The organism is Kribbella koreensis (assembly GCF_039525325.1).
GTDB classification, from domain to species: Bacteria; Actinomycetota; Actinomycetes; order Propionibacteriales; family Kribbellaceae; genus Kribbella; species Kribbella koreensis.
This window is the reverse complement of record NZ_BAAAHK010000016.1, coordinates 1-19,434: the sequence shown is the minus strand read 5'-3', so window position 1 is coordinate 19,434 and position 19,434 is coordinate 1. Positions and strand designations below refer to the sequence as shown.

The window sequence follows — 19,434 nt, the reverse complement described above, 5'->3', positions numbered from 1 at the left end:
GATCGAGATGGCAGACACGAAAGAACGGAGTTTCCCGCACCCGGAGTTCACCGACTCCGAGGCCGGCGCGCTCACGTTCCCGAGCTCCACGAGTCGCAGTTACAACTACTACAAGCCGGCCAAGGCGCGGGCGACGACGTACGAGGACGTCACCTTCGACGTCCAGCCCGACCCCGACCGGCACCTGTCGCAGGGCTGGATCTACGGGTTCGCGAACTCGCCCGGCGGCTACCCGAAGGACTGGACCCGGCTGGTGTCGTCGGACTGGCACCGGTTCCGCGACCCGAACGAGGAGTGGGAGAAGACGATCTACCGCAACAACGCGGCGGTCGTCCGGCAGATCGGGCTGAGCCTGGAGAACGCCAAGCGGGCCAAGGCGTACTCACACTGGAACCCGGCCTGGACCAAGTTCATCCAGCGCAACCTCGGCGCCTGGATGCACGCCGAGAACGGGCTGGGCATGCACGTCTTCACCGCCGCCCAGCGGTCGGCGCCGACGAACATGATCAACAACGCGATCTGCGTCAACGCCGCGCACAAACTGCGGTTCGCCCAGGACCTGGCGCTGTTCAACCTCGACCTGGCCGAGTCCGACATCGACTTCGACGGCCAGGTGCACCGGGAGGTCTGGCAGTCCGACCCGGTCTGGCAGGGCGTCCGGGAGAACGTCGAGCGGCTGACCGCGATCGGCGACTGGGCCGAGGCGCTGTTCGCGACGAACATCGTCTTCGAGTCGCTGGTCGGCGTGCTGTTCCGGTCCGATCTGCTGATGCAGGTCTCGGCCCGCAACGGCGACTACATCACCCCGACCATCGTCGGGGCCGGCGAGAACGACTACAGCCGCGACCTCGGCTACACCCGGGCGCTGTTCTCGCTGCTCACCCGGGACTCCGAGCACGGTACGGAGAACAAGGCCGTACTGGGTGAGTGGCTCGCGACCTGGGTGCCGGTCAGCCTGCGGGCAGCTCACGAGCTGCAGCCGATCTGGTCGCAGCCGAACGAGAAGGTCGTCACCTTCGCCGACTCGCTGGCCGCCGCCAAGGACGGTCTGCGCAGTGCCCTGGCCGACCTCGACCTCGACGTACCGAAGGAGCTGGACCAGTGACTGAAGCGAAGGAGTTCGGCGCGGCCGACCGCACCTTCTCGAACATGTGCGGCGTGACGTTGATGAACAACCAGAACGGTCATGTGGTGGCCCAGATCATGGGCGCCAAGGACAACGTGGAGATCACCGAGTACCCGTCGATGATCCGGGTCGACGGGGTCGGCAGGCTCACCTTCGACTTCGCCGAGATCTCCGACGCGCTCGGCGCGGACTTCGACCAGTCCGACTTCGAGGAGATCATGTCCACCCACTACGGGCGGATGGTCCATTTCGACGACAAGACGATGCTCTTCTCCAGTCCGGAGGAGGCCGCGGAGTACATCGACTTCGACCTCGTCGAGGTCCCGAGCTGAATTCGTCGCCCGGGGCCCTGACCGGCCCCGGGCACTGCCTGCCAGGGAGGCAAACCGATATGTACGAGAGCAACGGCGAGAAGTACTTCATCGTCGACAGTCATGTGCACTTCTGGAACGGCCGGCCGGAGAACAACCGGAACCGGTACGGCGAGGGCTTCACCAACTGCTTCTACGACTACCACCGCAACCTGTCGCCGGCCGAGTACGTCTGGACGCCGGAGAAGTTCGGCGCGTACTCCGAGGCCGACCTGCTGCACGACCTGTTCGAGATCGGCTACGTCGACAAGGCGATCTTCCAGCCGACGTACCTGACCGACTTCTACGTCGACGGCTTCAACACCACCGAGCGCGACGGCGCCGTGATGGAGAACAACCCGGGCAAGTTCATCACCAACGGCGCCTGGGACCCCCGTGACGGCGCCGCCGGCCTGGACAAGCTGGAGGAGCTGCACGCCCGCTGGAACCTGCAGGGCGTCAAGCTCTACACGGCCGAGTGGAAGGGCGACTCGAAGGGCTGGAAGCTGTCCGACCCGGAGGCCGAGCCGTACCTGCGCAAATGCGTCGAGCTCGGCATCAAGAACATCCACGTGCACAAGGGCCCCACGATCTACCCGCTGAACCGGGACGCCTTCGACGTCCAGGACATCGACTACGCGGCCTCGATGTTCCCCGAACTCAACTTCATCGTCGAGCATGTCGGGCTGCCGCGGCTGGAGGACTTCTGCTGGATCGCCACCCAGGAGCCGAACGTGTACGGCGGGTTGGCGGTCGCGATGCCGTTCATCCACAGCCGGCCCCGGTACTTCGCCCAGATCATCGGCGAGCTTCTGTACTGGATCGGCGAGGACCGGATCACCTTCGCCAGCGACTACGCGATCTGGCAGCCGAAGTGGCTGGTCGAGAAGTTCGTCGACTTCCAGATCCCCGAGGACATGCAGTCGGAGTACGGCGTACTGACGCCGGACATCAAGCGCAAGATCCTCGGCCTCAACGCGGCCAAGCTGTACGGCCTCGACGTACCGGCCGAGCTGCGGATCTCCGGCGAGGTCTCCGACAAGCCGATCGGCTCCGCGCCGGTCCAGGTCTCCTGATCCTCTGATTCGAAGGGAATAGACAGATGGCCAAAGATCTTCGTTTCAGCAACGACGCCCGGCAACTGCTCGAGCAAGGGGTCAACGCCCTGGCCGACGCGGTCAAAGTGACGCTGGGACCCAAGGGGCGCAACGCGGTACTGGAGAAGCTGACCGGGCCGCCGACCATCACCAACGACGGCGTCACGATCGCGCGCGAGATCCAGCTGCGCAACCCGTTCGCCAACATGGGCGCGCAGCTGGTCAAGGAAGTAGCGATGAAGACGAACGGGGTGGCGGGTGACGGTACGACCACCGCGACCGTGCTCGCGCAGGCGCTGGTGCGGGAGGGGTTGCGGGCGGTTGATGAAGGCGCGAACCCGATGCAGTTGCGGCGGGGGATCGAGGAAGCGGTCGCGGTGATCGTGAAGACGCTGCACGAGCGGACGGCCGAGGTCGGTGGGCAGACGGATCTGCTGTTCGTGGCGACGTTGTCGGCGAATGACGATCCGGAGATCGGGTCGGTGATCTCGGAGGCGATGGCGCGGGTCGGGAAGACCGGTGTCGTCACGGTCGAGGAGTCACCGGCGTACGGGCTGTCGTTGAACGTGGTGGACGGGATCGAGTTCGACCACGGGTTCATCTCGCCGTACATGGTGACCGACAAGGACCGGATGGAGACGGTCTTCGACGATCCCTTTATTTTGTTGACGAACAAGAAGATCAGCCAGCTGCAGGAGCTGATGCCTACCTTGGAGCTGGTGACGCGCTCGGGCCGGCCCCTGGTGATCCTGGCCGAGAACGTCGACGGTCCGGCGCTGCAGATGCTGGTGAGCAACAACGTGCACGACACGTTCAGGTCGGTCGTGGTGCGGGCGCCTGGGTTCGGGCATCGGCGGGTGGCGGAGCTGGAGGACCTGGCGGCGGTACTGGGTGGTCGCGTGGTCAGCGAGGACTCGGGCGTCAACCTGCACTCGCTGACGGCCGACGACCTGGGGTCGTGTCACCGGATCACGATCACGGAGAACGGTACGACGATGGTCGGCGGCGCAGGCGATCCCGCGTCGGTGGAAGCCCGCCTGCACCAGCTCGAGAAGGAGCTGGAGCGTGCCACGAACGACCACGACGAAGACAACCTCAAACTCCGCATCGCCCGCCTGGCCGGCCGTGTCGCCGTCATCCATGTAGGCGCCGCAACCGGTGTAGAACTCAAGGAGAAGCAGCACCGAGTAGAGGACTCGCTGTCAGCAACCCGGGCGGCTTTGGAGGAGGGCGTCATCGCCGGCGGCGGCTCAGCACTGACCCAAGCCCGAGACACCCTGGACCGCCTGGAACTGACCGGCGATGCCTTGATCGGCCGGGAAATCGTCCGCCAGTCCCTCGCCGAACCCCTCCGCTGGATAGCCATCAACGCCGGCTACGACGGCGACGAGGTAGTCAAAACCGTCTCCGAACTCCCGCTCGGCCAAGGCTTCAACGCGTTGACCGGCGAGTACGGCGACATGTTCGACTTCGGCGTCATGGACCCCGTCAAGATCACCCGCTCGGCGTTGGAGAGCGCCGCCTCCATCGCCGCCCTCCTGATCACCACCGAAACCGCCATCGTCGAAGAAGTCCTCGGCAACCCAGGCGCCATCATGGCCCCCGGCTTCGGCGACCTCGCCGAAGGCATGGTCCGCCCCTCCAACATCTACTAGATGCAACTACTCCAACTGGCCCGCCCGCCCCCGCCCCTCCCGGGGGCGGGCACCCGTGTCGCGGCGGAGTGCCCACCCCAAGGGGCTGAAGGGCAAAGGGCAAGAGCAAAGGAGGATCCCGGCTGCCGCTGTGGTTCAGTGCTGTGCCGGGGCTCTAGTTCGTGGGGTGAGCAGTGATCAGGTCCTGTGGCGTTCGCCGGGTCGGTGATCGCCAGTGTGACGGCGGCGAACCAACTGGTCAGGTCAGTCGGCTTTTTCTTCTATGCCTACGTCGTCGGGGGAGACTGTGCGACCGCCTTGGCAGGAGCCTTTGGAGTTGTGGAGGGGGGAAGGGGTTTGCCAGTTGCCGTAGAACCATTTGGGGGGCTGGCCGATCGAGCGGCAGATGAGGACTACTCGGTAGAAGCCGCTACCTGCCCAGCAGCTTGCGCTGGCTGTGGTGGCGCCGGTTCGGCTGTAGCTGCAGTTCTCGGGCCAGCCGGTTGTGGTGGCTGATGCCTGGCCGGTGGGGACCACCATCGTTGCCAGGACAAGGGCAGGAAGACTGAGAAGTGTGAGGGGCCTACGCATAGGTTGCCGCCTTTCGTGGAGGGTTAGCGCGCGCCGGCGAGAGTTGCCGCGGGGTCCTGGGGGAAGGGCTTCCATAGGGAGCTGTCTGCCATCTCGGCGGCGGCGTTCTTGCCTGTGCAGGCGGCGCACCACTCGAGCTTGAGATACCAGCAACTGACGTACGGCGAGGCGACGATCGTGCTCGACGCTCCGCTGTACGACCAGGCGTACTCCAGCCAGCTGCTCGGACAGGTGAAGGTTGCCCGGACCCAGTACTTCCGTCCGCACTGATTGTGGAGGTAGACCTTCTGGACCACATCCCCGTTGCGCGAGATGCAGCCGCCCGCACCGGCCCAGGTCGCCGCCGAGGCCGTGCTGGGAGAGATCAGGACAGTGGTGGCCGCCAGCGCCATCACCGCGAGCACTGACTTGACCCGGATCATCTTTCGCATCGTTCTCACTCCTTCGGAGACAGCGTCGGTGTGCGATGGGCCGATCATCCTGCGTCACCGTTACCGGCTGCCTACCAAACCGCTACCGTAAGCTCGGAGGAGTGGAATTCAGGCTGCTCGGTGACGTGGTGGCGCTCAGCCACGATCAGCCGCTCGCGCTGGGCCGGCGGCAGGAGCGGTTGCTGCTCGGGATCTTGTTGCTGGAGCCGAATCGCCCCGTTTCCGTCGATCGCCTGATCGAACTGCTCTGGCCCGCCGACCAGCCCGCCAACCCACGACGAGCGATCCAGGTGTACTTCTCCCGGCTCCGGCGGGTCCTGGCGAAGGCGGGCGAGGACGACGGCCCGGTGCTCCTCCGCCAGGACGACGGCTATCTGGTCCGGACACCCGCGGAGTCCATCGACGTGCACTGCTTCACCCAGCAGATCCGCGCGGCGAGAACGATCGCCGACCCAGCAGCTCGGGCCGCCGCCCTGCGCTCAGCCCTGGACCTGTACCGAGGTGAGCCGCTCGAAAGCCTCGCATCTCAGTCGGTACTACGCCAGCTCGGCGGCCCGTTCGACGAGGCCTACCGGACAGCACTCGAACTGCGGATCGACGCCGCCCTCGAGGCCGGGCTGTACGACGACCTGCGCGCCGAAGTACCGGTACTGATCGGGCGCTACCCCGTCGCCGAACGGCCGGTCGCCGCGCTGATGCGAGCGCTCCATCACGATGCCCGCCCGGCTGAGGCGCTGACCGTCTACGAAGAGCTGACCGCTCGGTTGCGCGAGCGGCTCGGCCTCGAACCCGGCCCAGAACTCCGTGCCCTGGCCGACTCGATCCGGCAGAACGCACTCGGCTCACCCACTCCGATTCCGCAGCCGCCCGAGCCGGCCCGAACGGGCCCACGGCAACTACCTGCCGACGTCAGGTTCCTGGTGGATCGCGACCTGCTGCTGGCCCATGGACAGCTGCATCTCACCACGCGCAGGCCGGCTGTCTTCTGCCTCCACGGCGGCGCGGGCGTCGGGAAATCGGCAGCAGCAGTCAGGCTCGGCCATCGCGTCGCCGCCGATTTCACCGACGGACAGCTGTTCCTGCGCCTGCTCGAGCCCGACGGTACGGCGCTCCCGTCGAGGACGGCGCTCGCGCGGTTGCTGCGTGCGATCGGTGTTCCGCCGAGCGAGATCCCCGAATCGCTCGAAGCCAGGATCGCCGTCCTCACCGAGAAAGCCGCCGACCGAGAGTTCCTCCTCGTCTTGGACGATGCCCAGGACCTCGCTCAAGTCTCACCGCTCCTGCGGCTCGGCCCCCGATGCAGCGTGATCATCACCTCACGCCAAGCGCTGAGCGGGCTGGAACACGCCGAGCACCACCAGGTACGGCCGCTGGGCGATGACGCGAGCCTGCAACTCCTGCGCCATGTTGCCCAGGCGGAGTTCGACGGTGGAGAGATGGGTGACCTCGTCACGATCGTCGAGCGTTGCGCGGGTCTGCCGCTGGCCCTTCGAGTGGTCGGATCACGGCTCAGCCCGGTCGCCGGCCAGACGGTCCCGGCCATGGTCGCCGCGCTGGAGGACGCCGCCCAGCGGCTCGACGTCCTCGAGATCGGAGACCTGGCCGTTCGAGCCAGCCTCGAGCTGTCGCTCGCTGCGGTCGAACCATTGACCTGCGCGTTGCTAGAGCGAGTCGTTCAGCTCGGAATCGACGAGTTCTCTGCCTGGGTGGCAGCGCCGCTGCTCGACGTCGACGAGTCTGTCGCGGACCGGGAGGTCGAGCGTCTGTACGACCTGGGCCTGGTCCATCTGCGCACCGAGAGTCCCCGGCGATTCGGCGTACACGGCCTGGTTCGCGCCTATACGCTCGAACGATCGTCGGACGCCGGTGCGATCGAGGCCGCGACCCGGCGGTACGTGGGTGCGCTGGTCCGGCTGGCCACCATCGCCGATGAGGAACTCGACCACGGCTTCGTGCAGACCGAGGGCCTGTCCACACCGGAACCGCCGTCCCTGCCTGGCGTCGAGGCGTCCGCGCGGTCGATGCCAGGGGAGTGGTTCGGACTCGAAGCGCCCGCCATCTGCACCCTGATCGCCAAGGCTCCGCCGGAGCAAGCGGCCCTGCTCGCATTGCGGGTCCGCGGCTATCTCACCTTGCAGGACGAGAGCGAACAGGCCGGATCAGCCCTCGAAACAGCGCTCGGGAAGCTGAACGACGGCAGCCATCCCGGTCTGGAGGGGCGGCTGCTGCAGGCGTACTTCACCACCGTCGCGCAACACCACCGGCCGGTCGGCGAGCTGATCGCGCTGGCCGACCGCTCGTTGCGACTGGCTCGGCTGGACGATTCGACGTTGCTGGAGATGTCGGCGTACTGGCAGTTCGGCTACTCCATGATCGAGGCCTGCGATTTCGAGGCGGCGGCGATGGCCTACGAGTCGGCGCTCGTACTGATCAAGAAGGATCACGCCCTCGGCCACCACCGGGCCAAGGCGCTGTCCGGCGCCGGGGACGCCGCTCGGCTGAACGGTGACCTCGAGCGCGCGGCAGTCATCCTGGCCGAAGCGGCGAGCCTCGACCCAGGCCGCACCCGCTGGCGTGCGGTGACCTTGTACGACCTGGCGACAGCCCTGGTCGAGGGAGGCCGGCTGACCGAGGCGGAGCCGGTGATCCGGGAGGCCGAGGCGATCTTCGCCGAGCTGGGAGACAGCTTCGGCCGTGCGTACGTCGAGATCGTCGACGCCCGGCACGCCCTCCGCCGTCAGGACTGGGACAGAACCCGCAGGCTGCTCGACAGCGCGGCCCAGCAGTTCCTGGCGATCGACGACGTCTCGTCGCTGTGCGAGGTCCGGATCGCCGAGGCCGAACTCCTGCTGGCCAGGCAACAGCCCGCAGCCGCCCGTGAGTTGCTGCTGGCAACGATCGACGAGGCGCTGTCCGTCGAGGACACCCGCAGCGCGCACCAGTGCCGCCAACTCCTGAACACCTTCACAACCTGAAAGAGCCCTGCACGCGTTGTGCAGGGCTCTTTCGGGGAGTGCTGGGGTCAGGCTTCGCCGGTGCCGCCGGAGGGGAAGAGGTTGCCTTGGCGGGAGAAGCCGTCCGAGGGGCCGGCGGCCGGTGGCAGTGCGGTGCCGGTGGCGATCTTGCGGTTTCGGCGGGTGCGGCCTTCGAGGTAGCGGGCGAGGACCGAGAGGAGGGAGCAGATGCCGATGTAGATGACCGCTACCACCATGTACGTCGGGATGTACGGGAAGCCGAACTCGAGCCGGCCGCCCATCTGCTTGGCGACGTACAGGAGTTCGTTGTACGTGATGATGAAGCCGAGCGCGGTGTCCTTCAGCAGGACGACGAGCTGGCTGACGATGGCCGGCAGCATCGCCCGGATCGCCTGCGGGAGCAGGATCAGCCGGACGACCTGGTTCTTGCGCAGGCCGGTCGCGTACGCCGCCTCGCGCTGGCCCTTCGGGACTGCGCTGATGCCGGCCCGGAAGATCTCCGCCAGGACCGAGCCGTTGTACAGCGTCAGACCGAAGACGACCGCCCAGAACGGGCCCAGGCCCAGATGGAACTCGAGGTTGCCGTAGTAGAAGAAGAACATCAGGATCAGCACCGGGATCGCGCGGAACAGCTCGACCACGAAGGTCGCAGGGACCCGGACCCACTTGTGGTCGCTGATCCGGGCGGCCGCGAAGACCGCGGCGAACAGGAAGGCGAGTACCGCGGCCAGGCCGGCCGCCTTCAGCGTGTTCAGCAGGCCGGTGAGCAACTGCTCCTGGATCGACTTGTACTGGAACTGCGCCCAGCGCCGGCTCTGGAACTGACCGGTGTCGTTGAGCCGGTAGACCACCCAGGCGATCACGCCCAGCACGACCAGCGCCACGACGACGTTGAGGATCATGTTCCGTGCCCGCGCCCGGGGGCCGGGTACGTCGTACAACACGGCACTCATGCCGATACCGCCGTCCGTCGCTCGGCCCACCGCTGCAGGAAGACCAGGGGGATGATCAGGATCAGGAAGCCGATGGTGATCCAGACCAGGGTCAGCATCTGGTTCTCGCCGCGTTCGGCGATCGCCGCCGGGATGGCGCCCGCTTCGAGCACCGAGAATCCGGCCGCGATGGTGGTGTTCTTCAGCAGGGCGATCATCACGCTCATCAGCGGCGGCTGGATCGCACGGAAGGCCTGCGGCAGCACGACGATGCCGAGCACCTGCAGGAAGGACATGCCGACCGCGCGGGCGGCCTCGGACTGGCCGGGTGAGACGGTGTTGATGCCCGACCGGACCACCTCGCAGACGAACGCGGAGGTGTAGACGGTCAGCGCGACGATCGCCGACCAGAAGTACGACGGCAGCTCGATCCCCATCTTCGGCGCGCCGAAGACGAGGAAGGCGAAGACCAGGGTCAGCGGCGTGTTCCGCAGGATGTTCACGTAGCCGGTGCCGATGGCCCGCAGCACGGGTACCGGGGAGACCCGGAACCCGGCCAGCACGGTCCCGAGGACCAGGCTCAGCAGGCCCGCCACCACGAACAGCTTGATCGTGGTCCAGAAGCCGTCTCTGAACAGTTCCCAGTTGTCGGTGAGGACCGAGAGCATCGCGACCTTCCAAGGGTTGGAGACAGTCAGGGCGACCCCGCGACGCGCGGGGTCGCCCTGAGCTGAGGGTGGATCAGTACTTCTCGACCGGGGGCTGGGTGCCGGCCGAACCGGACTTGCCCAGCGTCTCGTCGTAGATCGACTTCCAGGTGCCGTCGGTGCCGGCGGTCTCGAGACCCGCGTTGATCTTGTCGCGCAGCGCCTTGTCGGCCAGCGGCACGCCGATGCCGTACTTCTCCTGGCTGAACGGCTTGCCGACCACCCGCAGCTCGTCGGGCGCGTTCGCCGCGTAGCCCTTGAGGATCGCGTCGTCGGTGGTGACCGCGTCGACCTTCTTGTCCAGCAGCTGGGAGACGCACTCGGAGTAGGTCTTGAACTCCGAGATGTTGCTGGCCTCGGTCAGGTTCTCGTCCTTGACCTTCTGGATCGGCGTCGAACCGGTCACCGAGCAGACCTTCTTGCCCTTGATCGAGTCCTTGCCGCCGTCCATCGAGGTGTCGGACTTGCGGACCAGCAGGTCCTGGCCGGCGATGAAGTACGGTCCGGCGAAGCCGACCAGCTTCTTGCGCTTGTCGGTGATCGAGTAGGTGCCGACGTAGTAGTCGATCTCGCCACCGGCGATCGCCGTCTCGCGGTTCGCGGACGGGATCTCCTTGTACTCGATCTGCGCCGGGTCGAAGCCGAGCTGGGCCGACACCATCTGGGCGATCTCGATGTCGAAGCCGCAGCGCTTGCCGCTGGCATCCTTGTAGCCGAGGTTCGGCTGGTCGGCCTTGACCCCGACGACCGCGTGCCCGCGGGTCTTGATCTTGGCGTAGGTCGGGCTGCCGGCCACGTCCGCGGCCGGAGCCACGGTGAACTTGTGCGGCTCGCCACAGCTAGCGGCGGCGCTGCCACCGCCACCCGCGGCGGTGTCGTCCTTGCCACAGGCGCCGACGCTCAGCGCGAGCGCAGCGACGCCGAGAGTGGCGACCACGTTGCGCATTCTCATGGGATCCCCTTCGTGTGTTTTTACTGCAGTTGCGGCCGGCCCGAAGGCCCGCCGGGCGTCTCGTCAGTGCTTGAGGATCTTCCCGAGGAAGTCCTGGGCACGGCGTGAGGTCGGGTTGGTGAAGAAGGACTCGGGGCTGGCCTCTTCGACGATCTCGCCGTCGGCCATGAAGACGACCCGGTTGGCCGCGCTGCGCGCGAAACCCATCTCGTGGGTGACCACGACCATCGTCATGGACTGCTTGGCCAGGTCGATCATCACCTCGAGGACCTCCTGGATCATCTCCGGGTCGAGCGCCGAGGTCGGCTCGTCGAACAGGATGACCTTCGGATCCATCGCCAGCGCCCGGGCGATCGCGACCCGCTGCTGCTGGCCGCCGGACAGCTGGGCCGGGTACTTCGCCGCCTGGTTCGCGACGCCGACCCGCTCGAGCAGCTCCATCGCGCGCTTCTCGGCGGCCTTCGGGTCGTTCTTGCGGACCTTCAGCGGGCCGAGGGTGACGTTCTGCAGGATCGTCTTGTGGGCGAACAGGTTGAAGGACTGGAACACCATGCCGACGTCGGCGCGCAGCCTGGCCAGCGCCTTGCCCTCGCTGGGCAGCGGCTGGCCGTCCAGGGTGATGGTGCCCGAGTCGATCGGCTCCAGCCGGTTGATCGCCCGGCACAGGGTGGACTTGCCCGACCCGGACGGGCCGATCACCACCACCACCTCGCCGCGGTTGATGGACAGGTTGATGTCCTTCAGCACGTGCAGGTCACCGAAGTGCTTGTTCACGTTCGTCAGGGCGACAAGACCTGTGGTCGTCACGGTGCCGACGGCGGAGGAATCGCTCATGGCGAGCAACCTAGCGCGACCGGAGGGTGACCCGCACGCGCAGCCGGTTCCACACAGGTAACGATCTGCCGCCTGAGCGGGGTCGCGCGACCGACCGGTCACCCAGCGGAAGATCGTGCAGGATTTCCCTTGACCCTTCGGCCCACCCCGGCGGGGCCAGGCCTGGCGGGTCCCGGGCGCTTCCTGACGGGGGAGGCCGGGCGTACGGTTTCGTCGGCCTTGTGCTACGGGAGTGCCCGGCGATCGACGGCACCCCGCCAAGTTGTCGGAGAAACTGTCATGCGCTTCTCGCTGACCAAACGCAGTCGGAAAATCGTCTCCGGAGTTCTGGGCATCGGCCTGGTCGCCGCCGGAGTGGGCGGCTATGCCGGCCGGTACGAACTCAAGGAGGAGTGGCTCAAACACCAGTGGGCCGACAAGCACTACAACGCGGCCGTGATGGAGAAGGCGCTGATGATCGCCGGCGGGAACCCGTCGGAGATGCAGAGCGAGTCGAAGGAAGCCTTCACCATCGCCGACGAGTTCGAGCAGGCCCGGACCGCTCCTGGTGGAATCGTCGCACCCGGTGCCTACTCGGCTGCTTTCAGTCAGCTCACCGCGATGCAGCACACCACCGGCACCTGGCGTGATGTCACCAAGGTGCCCTACAACGCCGACGACACCCGGTACCGCGACTGGTACTCGAACTCGTCCGGTGGCGCGGGCCACGTGACGGGCCGGGTGACCGGCCTGGCAGCCGACGGGGCCAACCATGTGTACGCCGCCGGCGCCAACGGCGGGGTCTGGCGCTCGAGCACCGGTGGCGGGAACTGGACACCGCTTTCCGACGCGTTGCCCTCACTGAGCGGCGGCGATCTGCAATTGGCCGGCGACGGCTCGCTCTGGTACGCGACCGGTGAGGCGAACACCGGCGGTACGTCGTACGTGGGCTCGGGTGTCTACCGGCTGGCGAACCCGGTCAGCGGTGTGTTCGCGCCGGCCGACCGGGTGGGCGGCAAGGAGCTCGAGTCGACCACGGTCGGCCGCCTGCGGTGGGGCGGTGGCCAGGTGTTCGCGGCGACCAACCGCGGCGTCTGGTACCACGACGCGTCGACGAAAGCCGGCGCCTGGAAGGTGGCGTTCTACCCGAATCCGGACTTCATGCCGGAGATCAAGGATGACGCCGGCAACGTCTTGGTGCCGGGCGGTTCGCAGACCGGTGGCGCCACCAACGCGGCGTACAAGAACATCGTCAACGACATCGCGATCGACCCGAAGAACCCCAAGCACCTGATCGCGGCGATCGGCTGGCGGTCGGGTGACACCTACAACGGGTTCTACGAGACGTCCGACTACACGGCCGGCCCGGCGAGCTGGAAGCGGCTGGACGTGGTCCTGGGCGGCATCAAGAACAGCACGGACGTCGGCTACACCACCTTCGCCTTCAGCAAGACCGGTGACCGGCTCTACGCGCTGGTGCAGCAGCCGAGCAAGATCAACGGCAGTACCAGCCTGGCCGGGATCTTCGTGTCGAAGACCGGCAGCCCGGCCGGTCCGTGGAACAAGATCGCGGACCCGCAGATCCTCCACAACAGTGGTTCCGCGCTGGATCGCAAGGGGTACGCGGTCGGCGTCCAGGCCTGGTACAACCAGTTCCTCACCGTCGATCCGACCAACGCCGACCATGTCTGGGCCGGCCTGGAGGAAGTGTTCGAGACCACCGACGCCGGCTCGCACTGGGCCACCGTCGGGCCGTACTGGAACTTCGGCTTCGCCTGCTGGAACATCGCGGACTCGAAGAACACCTGCCCGATGGCTCCGCACTCCGACCAGCATTCGGTCGCGGTCGGCACGGCGGGTGGAAAGCCGGTCGTGTTCGTCGGCAACGACGGTGGTGTCTACCGGCGCCCGGTGAACGGGCAGGTGAACGCCAACAAGAACGGCACCGACTGGTCCTCGCTCACCGACGACGGGACGATGGACGCGCTGCAGTACTACTCGGTGTCGGTCGGTAAGGACACCAAGAACGGCGGCACAGTGGTGTCCGGAGGCCTTCAGGACAACGGCGTGTCGAACCTCTTCGCGGTCCGGCCCGACGGTAGCAACGGCGATACCGAGATGGGCTCGAACTTCGGCGGTGACGGCGGTGACGGTGCGGCCGATCCGCAGAACGGCTGCAACCAACTGCAGGAGTACACGTCGCTGGCCATCAAGATCACCAACAACTGCGCACTGAACCCCGGAGCGCTCAGCGAGGCCGACGCGTCGTCGTGGAGTCTCGACCCGAACGACCCGTCACCGCGGTTCATCGCCCCGATCGCGCTGGACTCGGTCAACTCGAGTGGGTTCATCACCGGTGGGCAGTACGTCTACACCTCGACCAAGGGGTGGGGCATGCGCAGTGCGAGCGAGTGGACCAAGGCGTTCGACCTGGGCGCGGGCCACTCCGCCACCGCCGTGGCGATGCGTGACGGCGTTGGCTGGGTGAGCTGGTGTGGTCCCTGCAACAACGCCGGCTTCACTCGCGGCCTGGCGACCAACGCCGGTGGCTCGTGGCACCAGGTGACCCTGCCTGCCAGTTTCCCGAACCGGTTCCTGGCCGGCGTGGGGATCGACCCGGCCTCGGGTCAGCACGCCTACGTGGCCGTCAACGGATTCTCCCGCCGCTTCACCGAGGGGCCGGGGGCCGGGGTCGGACATCTGTACGAGACCAAGGACGGCGGCGCGACCTGGGCGGACATCTCGGCGAACCTGCCGGACATCCCGACCAGCTCGGTCAAGCAGCTGCCCAACGGCGCGCTGGTGCTGGGTTCCGACCTGGCGACCTTCTACCGGGCACCGGGTGCGACCAGTTGGCAGGTGCTGGGCACCGGCCTGCCGACGACGACCGTGATGGACATCGAGTCCGGACCGGACGGCAGGGTGTACGCGGCCACCCACGGCCGTGGCATCTGGAGCATCACCCCACCTGCCTGACCCCGGAGTTGCGTCCGAAGAACCGCTCTGGTTCCTCGGACGCAACGAGGTCAGTGCGGGCGGCCCGTTCCGCAACACCCACCGGCAGCCAGGACAGCGGCTGCCGGTGGGGTCTTGACGGCAGCCTCCACGCCGGCCAGCATCCGGGACCGTTCGGCGGGGGAGATGATCCGGCCGCGGGTGACGACGGTGTGGATGCGGCGGGTGTTGCGGATGTCCCGGAGCGGGTCGGCGTCCAGGACGACGAGGTCGGCGAGCTTGCGTGGGGCAACGGACCCTAGGTCGGCGGCCATGCCGAGGAACTTGGCTGGTTCTACCGTTGCGGCGTACAGGGCCTGTCGGGTGGTGGCGCCGGCGGCGACGAGTAGTTCGAGTTCGTCGTGGAGGGCGAAGCCGGGGACCATGTACGGCGTACCGGTGTCGGTGCCGGCCAGCACGGGGACGTCGTGGGCGAAGAGCTCGCGGACGAAACGTTGCCGGTACTCCCACATCTGCTGCTGGTGGGAGATCTCCTCGGCGGTCCGGTTGGCCTTGTAGAGGTCCTCGATCACGTAGTCGTAGGTGCCGATCGAGTCCTCGCTCAGGTACTTCCGCGTCGCCGGGTCCGGTCCGGTGAAGTCGGGCATGTCCAGCACGTGGTGCATGGTCAGCGTCGGGGTGACCCGGGTCCGGTTGCGCCGCAGCGTGCCGAAGACGTCGGCCGCGCGGGCCCGGCTGAAGGTGTTCGCCGCGATCCACTCGATCGGGTGCATCTGCCGGAACCAGCCGTTGTAGTCGCCGGTCTTGATCGCGATCGCCTGCTGCATCCGGCGTACCTCCACCTCGCGGCTCGATACCGACAGACCCAGCGAGTGGATGTGCTCGATGCTGCGCTGACCGGCGTCGCTGACCTGCTTGATCGGGACCTGGTCCGGCGCATGGCCGTGCACGGTCAGCCCCTGCCGCCGCGCCTCGTCCAGGATCGCCCGGTACGCCGATGAGCTCAGCCGCGAGTAAACCTTGACGAAGTCCGCCCCCTCCTCCTTCACCTGCCGTACTGCCGCACGCGCGCCGGCCTCGTCATCCACGACCAGCACGTGGAGGAGATTCGGATCCCACAAGGTCGGATCGCCGTCGATGATCTGGCTGGCCACGATCATCCGCGGACCGAGCAGCGTGCCGGCCTCGATCCGATCGCGCCAGTCGTAGACGACCGGGTCGGGCGCGGCCATCTCGCGGACGGTCGTGAGCCCGTTGGCCAGGTACAGCGGTGGCGAGACGTGCTCGTCGCCGAGGGAGTGGACGTGCATGTCGGCCAGGCCGGGGATGACGAACTTGCCGGCGAGGTCGATCTCGGTGGCGCCGCGGGGGACCGGCAGGCGGCCGACCCCGATGATGCGGTCGCCGCTGATCAGTACGGTCTGGTGCCGGTCGCGCCGGCCGGTCGAAGGGTCGATCACGGTGACGTCGGTCAGCGCGGTGATCCGGGTCTTGTCGGCCGACATGGCGGGCCAGCTGAGGGCGGCGGCGTGGTTGGCGGTGAAGGAGCCTCCGGCGACCACGGCGGCTCCTGCGGCGGTACGGGCGAGGAACTGACGACGGGAACTGTTCATGCCCTCCACTGTTGTTTGCCGGGCGGCTGCGGTCAGGGGTTGCAGGGACCCGATCCCAGGTAGGGGAAACCCCACCACGCCACGTACTCTTAGTGGCTGTTATGCGTACATACGAGGTCCGCACCCACGGGTGTCAGATGAACGTCCACGACTCCGAGCGTCTGCGGGGCCTGCTGGAGACCGCCGGTTACGTCCGCGCGTCCGAGGGTGACCTCGCCGACGTGGTCGTCTTCAACACCTGCGCGGTCCGGGAGAACGCCGACAACAAGCTGTACGGCAACCTCGGCCAGCTGGCGCCGGCGAAGGCGAAGAACCCGGGCATGCAGATCGCCGTCGGCGGCTGCCTGGCGCAGAAGGACCGCGCCACCATCACCAAGAAGGCGCCCTGGGTGGACGTCGTCTTCGGAACCCACAACATCGGCTCGCTGCCGGTACTGCTCGAGCGGGCCCGGATCGCCGAGGAGTCGCAGGTCGAGATCCTCGAGTCGCTCGACGTCTTCCCGTCGACGCTGCCGACCCGGCGCGAGTCGCCGTACTCCGCCTGGGTGTCGGTCAGCGTCGGCTGCAACAACACCTGCACGTTCTGCATCGTCCCGGCGCTGCGCGGCCGCGAGAAGGACCGCCGCCCTGGTGATGTGCTCGCCGAGGTGGAGGCGCTGGTCGCCGAGGGCGTGCTCGAGGTGACGCTGCTGGGGCAGAACGTCAACTCGTACGGTGTCGAGTTCGGCGACCGGTACGCGTTCTCGAAGCTGCTCCGCGCGTGCGGCTCGATCGACGGGCTGGAGCGGGTTCGCTTCACCTCGCCGCATCCGCGTGACTTCACCGCGGACGTGATCGAGGCGATGGCCGAGACGCCGAACGTGATGCCGTCGCTGCACATGCCGCTGCAGTCGGGGTCGGACCAGATCCTCAAGACGATGCGCCGCTCGTACCGGCGGGATCGCTACCTCAAGATCATCTCCGACGTCCGGGCGGCGATGCCGGACGCGGCGATCACGACCGACATCATCGTCGGCTTCCCGGGGGAGACCGAGGAAGACTTCCAGGGCACGCTCGACGTCGTCCGCGAGGCACGGTTTGCCGGGGCCTTCACCTTCCAGTACTCGAAGCGGCCTGGTACTCCGGCCGAGTCGATGGAGGACCAGGTGCCGCACGAGGTCGTGCAGGAGCGGTATCTGCGGTTGGTCGAGTTGCAGGACGAGATGGCCTGGGACGAGAACAAGAAGCTGGTCGGCCGCTCCGTCGAGGTCCTGATCGCCGAGGGCGAAGGCCGCAAGGACGCAGCCACGCACCGCCTCTCCGGTCGCGCCCGCGACAACCGCCTGGTCCACTTCACCCTCCCCGAGGGCGTCGAGAAGCCCCGCCCCGGCGACATGGCAACGGTCGAGGTCACGTACGCCGCCCCCCACCACCTAGTCGCAGACGTCTTCGGCTCCGTACGCCGAACCCGCGCCGGCGACGCCTGGCAACGAGCCCAAGACACCCCACCGTCCGCCACCACCCCCGGCGTCATGCTCGGCATGCCCCCCGTCGGCGCCCCAGCCCCACTGGCCCCCGCCACCGGCGGCTGCGCCGTCAACTGACTTGCCGGCGACGCCCCCGAAGACGGGCAAAGCTGACGTGCCCCCGGAGCCACCCGAAACTCCCCCCGAGCAAAACGCCGCCATCCCCAAGCCCAACCCGAGCGACGCCACGCCCGCCCCTGGGCCGAGCGACGCCGCACCGGCGACTGGGGTGAGTGAGGCTGCGCCGGCGTCTGGCGTGAGCGGGGCTGCGCCGGCCCCCGTGCAGAGTGGGGCTGTGCCGGCCCCCGTGCAGAGCGGGGCTGTGCCGGCCACCGTGCAGAGCGGGGCTGCGCCGGCCCCCGTGCAGAGCGGGGCTGTGCCGGCCACCGTGCAGAGCGGGGCTGCGCCGGCCCCCGTGCAGAGCGGGGCTGTGCCGGCCCCCGTGCAGAGCGGGGCTGTGCCGGCCACCGTGCAGAGCGGGGCTGTGCCGGCCCCCGAGCAGAGCGGAGCCGCGCCCGCTCCTGGGGGGAGCGACGCCTCGCCCGCCCACGGGGCAAGCGGGGCTGCGGCCGCTGGTCGCGCTGGTGGGTTGTTGCCGGATGGGGCTGAGCCGTTCGCCTTCGGGCGGGATGCGGATGTCTACTCGATCGACGACGCGTGGGTGTTGCGGCGGTATCGGGATGGGCATCCGGTGCGGGAGGAAGCGGAGTACATGACGTGGGTGGCGAAGTACGACTACCCGGTACCGGCCGTGCGGCAGATCGATGGGCCGGACATGGTGATCGAGCGGCTCACCGGGCCGACGCTTGCTGATGCTGCGATCGCGGGTGAGGTCTCGCCGGCGGAGCTCGGGCGGATGCATGCCGATCTCCATCGCCGCCTTCACGCCATCCCGGCGACGAGCGGCACCCAAGGCAACGTGGTGGTCCACGGCGATCTTCATCCGTACAACGTGATCCTGACCCCGACCGGCCCTGTCGTCATCGACTGGCGCAACGCCGAAGAGGGCCAACCTGAGTTCGACCTCGCGATGACCGCGATAATCTTCGCCCAGGTAGCCCTCGACCCCGCCTTCGCCAACCTGAGCGGGATGCTCCGCGAAGCTCTCGCCACCTACCTGGCCAACTCGATCGACCTGACCCCCGGCCTCGAGGCCGCCCTGGCAGCCCGATCCCGAAACCCCACCCTGACTCAGGCGGAACGAGACCTCCTCCCAGCCCAGTCGGAGCTAATCCGCTCACACCTGCACCAGCTCCGCACCCGCTGACAAATCCGGCCACCAGCCGGCAGGGTCACCCAACGCTCGGCTGCCCCCGGCCACCAGTTGGCAGGGCAACCCAACGCCCGGGCTGACCCGTTATCAGGCCGCTGCCGCCCTGCAGGTCGCCAGCGGACGAACAACCCGTCAGCCGAGCTGGCCGGCTCGCCGCCGAGGCCGGTTCCGCCGAGCCGTCGCCGCGCGACGCCGAACTCCACTGGCAGACCTGTCCGGCTGAGATGAAGCGCCAGGCCCGGGCCGCCATGCACGCACAACCCTCGCGAACAGCTCCAACACGCCGAGGTAAGCGGTTGCCCTGGCAAGTTAGGTGTGCACCCCGCTCCGGCCGTTGCCGCCGGCAACCTCCGCGGGACCCCCGCGACCCCGGGACCCCCGCGACCCCGGGACCCCCGCGACCCCCAAGACCCCGGGACCCCCAAGAGTTGAGTCCAGCAGAGTGGTGTACGGCGAGATCCTGGTGATGCGCGGGGCGGA

The 19,434-nt window shown here is 67.8% G+C and carries 14 protein-coding genes; 8 read left to right on the top strand and 6 right to left on the bottom strand.

Features of this window, described 5'->3' with window-relative positions; all coding sequences use genetic code 11:
* Nucleotides 1-7: 7 nt before the first annotated feature.
* Genes ABD116_RS29365 through groL form a run of 4 tightly spaced genes read left to right on the top strand, consistent with a single transcriptional unit; the run spans nt 8 to nt 4,228 of the window.
* Complete coding sequence (locus ABD116_RS29365; protein WP_343977386.1) at nt 8-1,105, top strand: aromatic/alkene monooxygenase hydroxylase subunit beta; 1,098 nt, start codon at nt 8-10, stop codon at nt 1,103-1,105.
* Complete coding sequence (gene mimD, locus ABD116_RS29360; RefSeq protein ID WP_343977384.1) at nt 1,102-1,458, top strand: propane 2-monooxygenase effector subunit MimD; 357 nt, start codon at nt 1,102-1,104, stop codon at nt 1,456-1,458. The genes ABD116_RS29365 and mimD overlap by 4 nt, the downstream gene beginning before the upstream one ends.
* A 59-nt stretch (nt 1,459-1,517) precedes the next feature.
* Nucleotides 1,518-2,552 (top strand): amidohydrolase family protein, encoded by a 1,035-nt coding sequence (locus tag ABD116_RS29355; RefSeq protein WP_343977381.1) that lies wholly within the window; start codon nt 1,518-1,520, stop codon nt 2,550-2,552.
* Between the two features lie 26 nt (nt 2,553-2,578).
* Nucleotides 2,579-4,228: a chaperonin GroEL gene (groL, locus tag ABD116_RS29350; protein WP_343977378.1), complete on the top strand. Its 1,650-nt coding sequence runs from the start codon at nt 2,579-2,581 to the stop codon at nt 4,226-4,228.
* A 593-nt stretch (nt 4,229-4,821) separates the two neighbouring features.
* Here the strand turns inward: groL and ABD116_RS29345 are convergent.
* A complete protein-coding gene (locus tag ABD116_RS29345) occupies nt 4,822-5,229 on the bottom strand; it encodes a hypothetical protein (RefSeq protein ID WP_343977375.1) in 408 nt (135 codons plus the stop codon).
* A gap of 101 nt (nt 5,230-5,330) precedes the next feature.
* On the opposite strand from ABD116_RS29345, the gene ABD116_RS29340 reads away from it, so the two are divergent.
* Nucleotides 5,331-8,204 carry an AfsR/SARP family transcriptional regulator gene (locus ABD116_RS29340; protein ID WP_343977372.1) on the top strand — a complete coding sequence of 958 codons (2,874 nt, stop codon included), beginning with the start codon at nt 5,331-5,333 and terminating at the stop codon, nt 8,202-8,204.
* A 47-nt stretch (nt 8,205-8,251) separates the two neighbouring features.
* Here the strand turns inward: ABD116_RS29340 and ABD116_RS29335 are convergent, their stop codons facing one another.
* The 4 genes from ABD116_RS29335 to ABD116_RS29320 all read right to left on the bottom strand — a co-directional run bounded on the left by ABD116_RS29335 (nt 8,252) and on the right by ABD116_RS29320 (nt 11,629).
* The gene (locus ABD116_RS29335; RefSeq protein WP_343977369.1) at nt 8,252-9,157 is read right to left on the bottom strand and encodes an amino acid ABC transporter permease; all 906 of its coding nucleotides are present in this window, start codon (nt 9,155-9,157) and stop codon (nt 8,252-8,254) included.
* A complete protein-coding gene (locus ABD116_RS29330; protein ID WP_343977366.1) occupies nt 9,154-9,804 on the bottom strand; it encodes an amino acid ABC transporter permease in 651 nt (216 codons plus the stop codon). The genes ABD116_RS29335 and ABD116_RS29330 overlap by 4 nt, the downstream gene beginning before the upstream one ends.
* Before the next feature lie 73 nt (nt 9,805-9,877).
* Nucleotides 9,878-10,795, bottom strand: coding sequence for a glutamate ABC transporter substrate-binding protein (locus tag ABD116_RS29325; protein ID WP_343977363.1), 918 nt, complete (start codon nt 10,793-10,795; stop codon nt 9,878-9,880).
* 63 nt (nt 10,796-10,858) lie between these two features.
* The gene (locus ABD116_RS29320; protein WP_343977360.1) at nt 10,859-11,629 is read right to left on the bottom strand and encodes an amino acid ABC transporter ATP-binding protein; all 771 of its coding nucleotides are present in this window, start codon (nt 11,627-11,629) and stop codon (nt 10,859-10,861) included.
* Nucleotides 11,630-11,908: 279 nt separating this feature from the next.
* Between ABD116_RS29320 and ABD116_RS29315 the strand changes: the two genes are divergently transcribed.
* Entirely contained in the window at nt 11,909-14,584 is a 2,676-nt protein-coding gene (locus tag ABD116_RS29315; RefSeq protein ID WP_343977357.1) for a hypothetical protein, read from the top strand.
* Between the two features lie 50 nt (nt 14,585-14,634).
* Here the strand turns inward: ABD116_RS29315 and ABD116_RS29310 are convergent, their stop codons facing one another.
* Complete coding sequence (locus ABD116_RS29310; RefSeq protein ID WP_343977353.1) at nt 14,635-16,176, bottom strand: amidohydrolase family protein; 1,542 nt, start codon at nt 16,174-16,176, stop codon at nt 14,635-14,637.
* 101 nt (nt 16,177-16,277) lie between these two features.
* Between ABD116_RS29310 and miaB the strand changes: the two genes are divergently transcribed.
* Together miaB and ABD116_RS29300 are read left to right on the top strand one after the other, a co-directional pair.
* Nucleotides 16,278-17,759 (top strand): tRNA (N6-isopentenyl adenosine(37)-C2)-methylthiotransferase MiaB, encoded by a 1,482-nt coding sequence (gene miaB, locus ABD116_RS29305; RefSeq protein ID WP_343977349.1) that lies wholly within the window; start codon nt 16,278-16,280, stop codon nt 17,757-17,759.
* A gap of 217 nt (nt 17,760-17,976) precedes the next feature.
* Nucleotides 17,977-18,948, top strand: coding sequence for a phosphotransferase (locus ABD116_RS29300; RefSeq protein ID WP_343977346.1), 972 nt, complete (start codon nt 17,977-17,979; stop codon nt 18,946-18,948).
* The last annotated feature ends 486 nt before the right edge of the window (nt 18,949-19,434 follow it).

What these genes read in the sequence shown, in the direction of transcription:
- ABD116_RS29365 (WP_343977386.1), top strand. Translation starts at nt 8, where the DNA reads ATGGCAGACACGAAAGAACGGAGTTTCCCGCACCCGGAGTTCACCGAC.
- ABD116_RS29355 (WP_343977381.1), top strand. Translation starts at nt 1,518, where the DNA reads ATGTACGAGAGCAACGGCGAGAAGTACTTCATCGTCGACAGTCATGTG.
- groL (WP_343977378.1), top strand. Translation starts at nt 2,579, where the DNA reads ATGGCCAAAGATCTTCGTTTCAGCAACGACGCCCGGCAACTGCTCGAG.
- ABD116_RS29345 (WP_343977375.1), bottom strand. Translation starts at nt 5,229, where the DNA reads ATGCGAAAGATGATCCGGGTCAAGTCAGTGCTCGCGGTGATGGCGCTG.
- ABD116_RS29335 (WP_343977369.1), bottom strand. Translation starts at nt 9,157, where the DNA reads ATGAGTGCCGTGTTGTACGACGTACCCGGCCCCCGGGCGCGGGCACGG.
- ABD116_RS29330 (WP_343977366.1), bottom strand. Translation starts at nt 9,804, where the DNA reads ATGCTCTCGGTCCTCACCGACAACTGGGAACTGTTCAGAGACGGCTTC.
- ABD116_RS29325 (WP_343977363.1), bottom strand. Translation starts at nt 10,795, where the DNA reads ATGAGAATGCGCAACGTGGTCGCCACTCTCGGCGTCGCTGCGCTCGCG.
- ABD116_RS29320 (WP_343977360.1), bottom strand. Translation starts at nt 11,629, where the DNA reads ATGAGCGATTCCTCCGCCGTCGGCACCGTGACGACCACAGGTCTTGTC.
- ABD116_RS29315 (WP_343977357.1), top strand. Translation starts at nt 11,909, where the DNA reads ATGCGCTTCTCGCTGACCAAACGCAGTCGGAAAATCGTCTCCGGAGTT.
- ABD116_RS29310 (WP_343977353.1), bottom strand. Translation starts at nt 16,176, where the DNA reads ATGAACAGTTCCCGTCGTCAGTTCCTCGCCCGTACCGCCGCAGGAGCC.
- miaB (WP_343977349.1), top strand. Translation starts at nt 16,278, where the DNA reads ATGCGTACATACGAGGTCCGCACCCACGGGTGTCAGATGAACGTCCAC.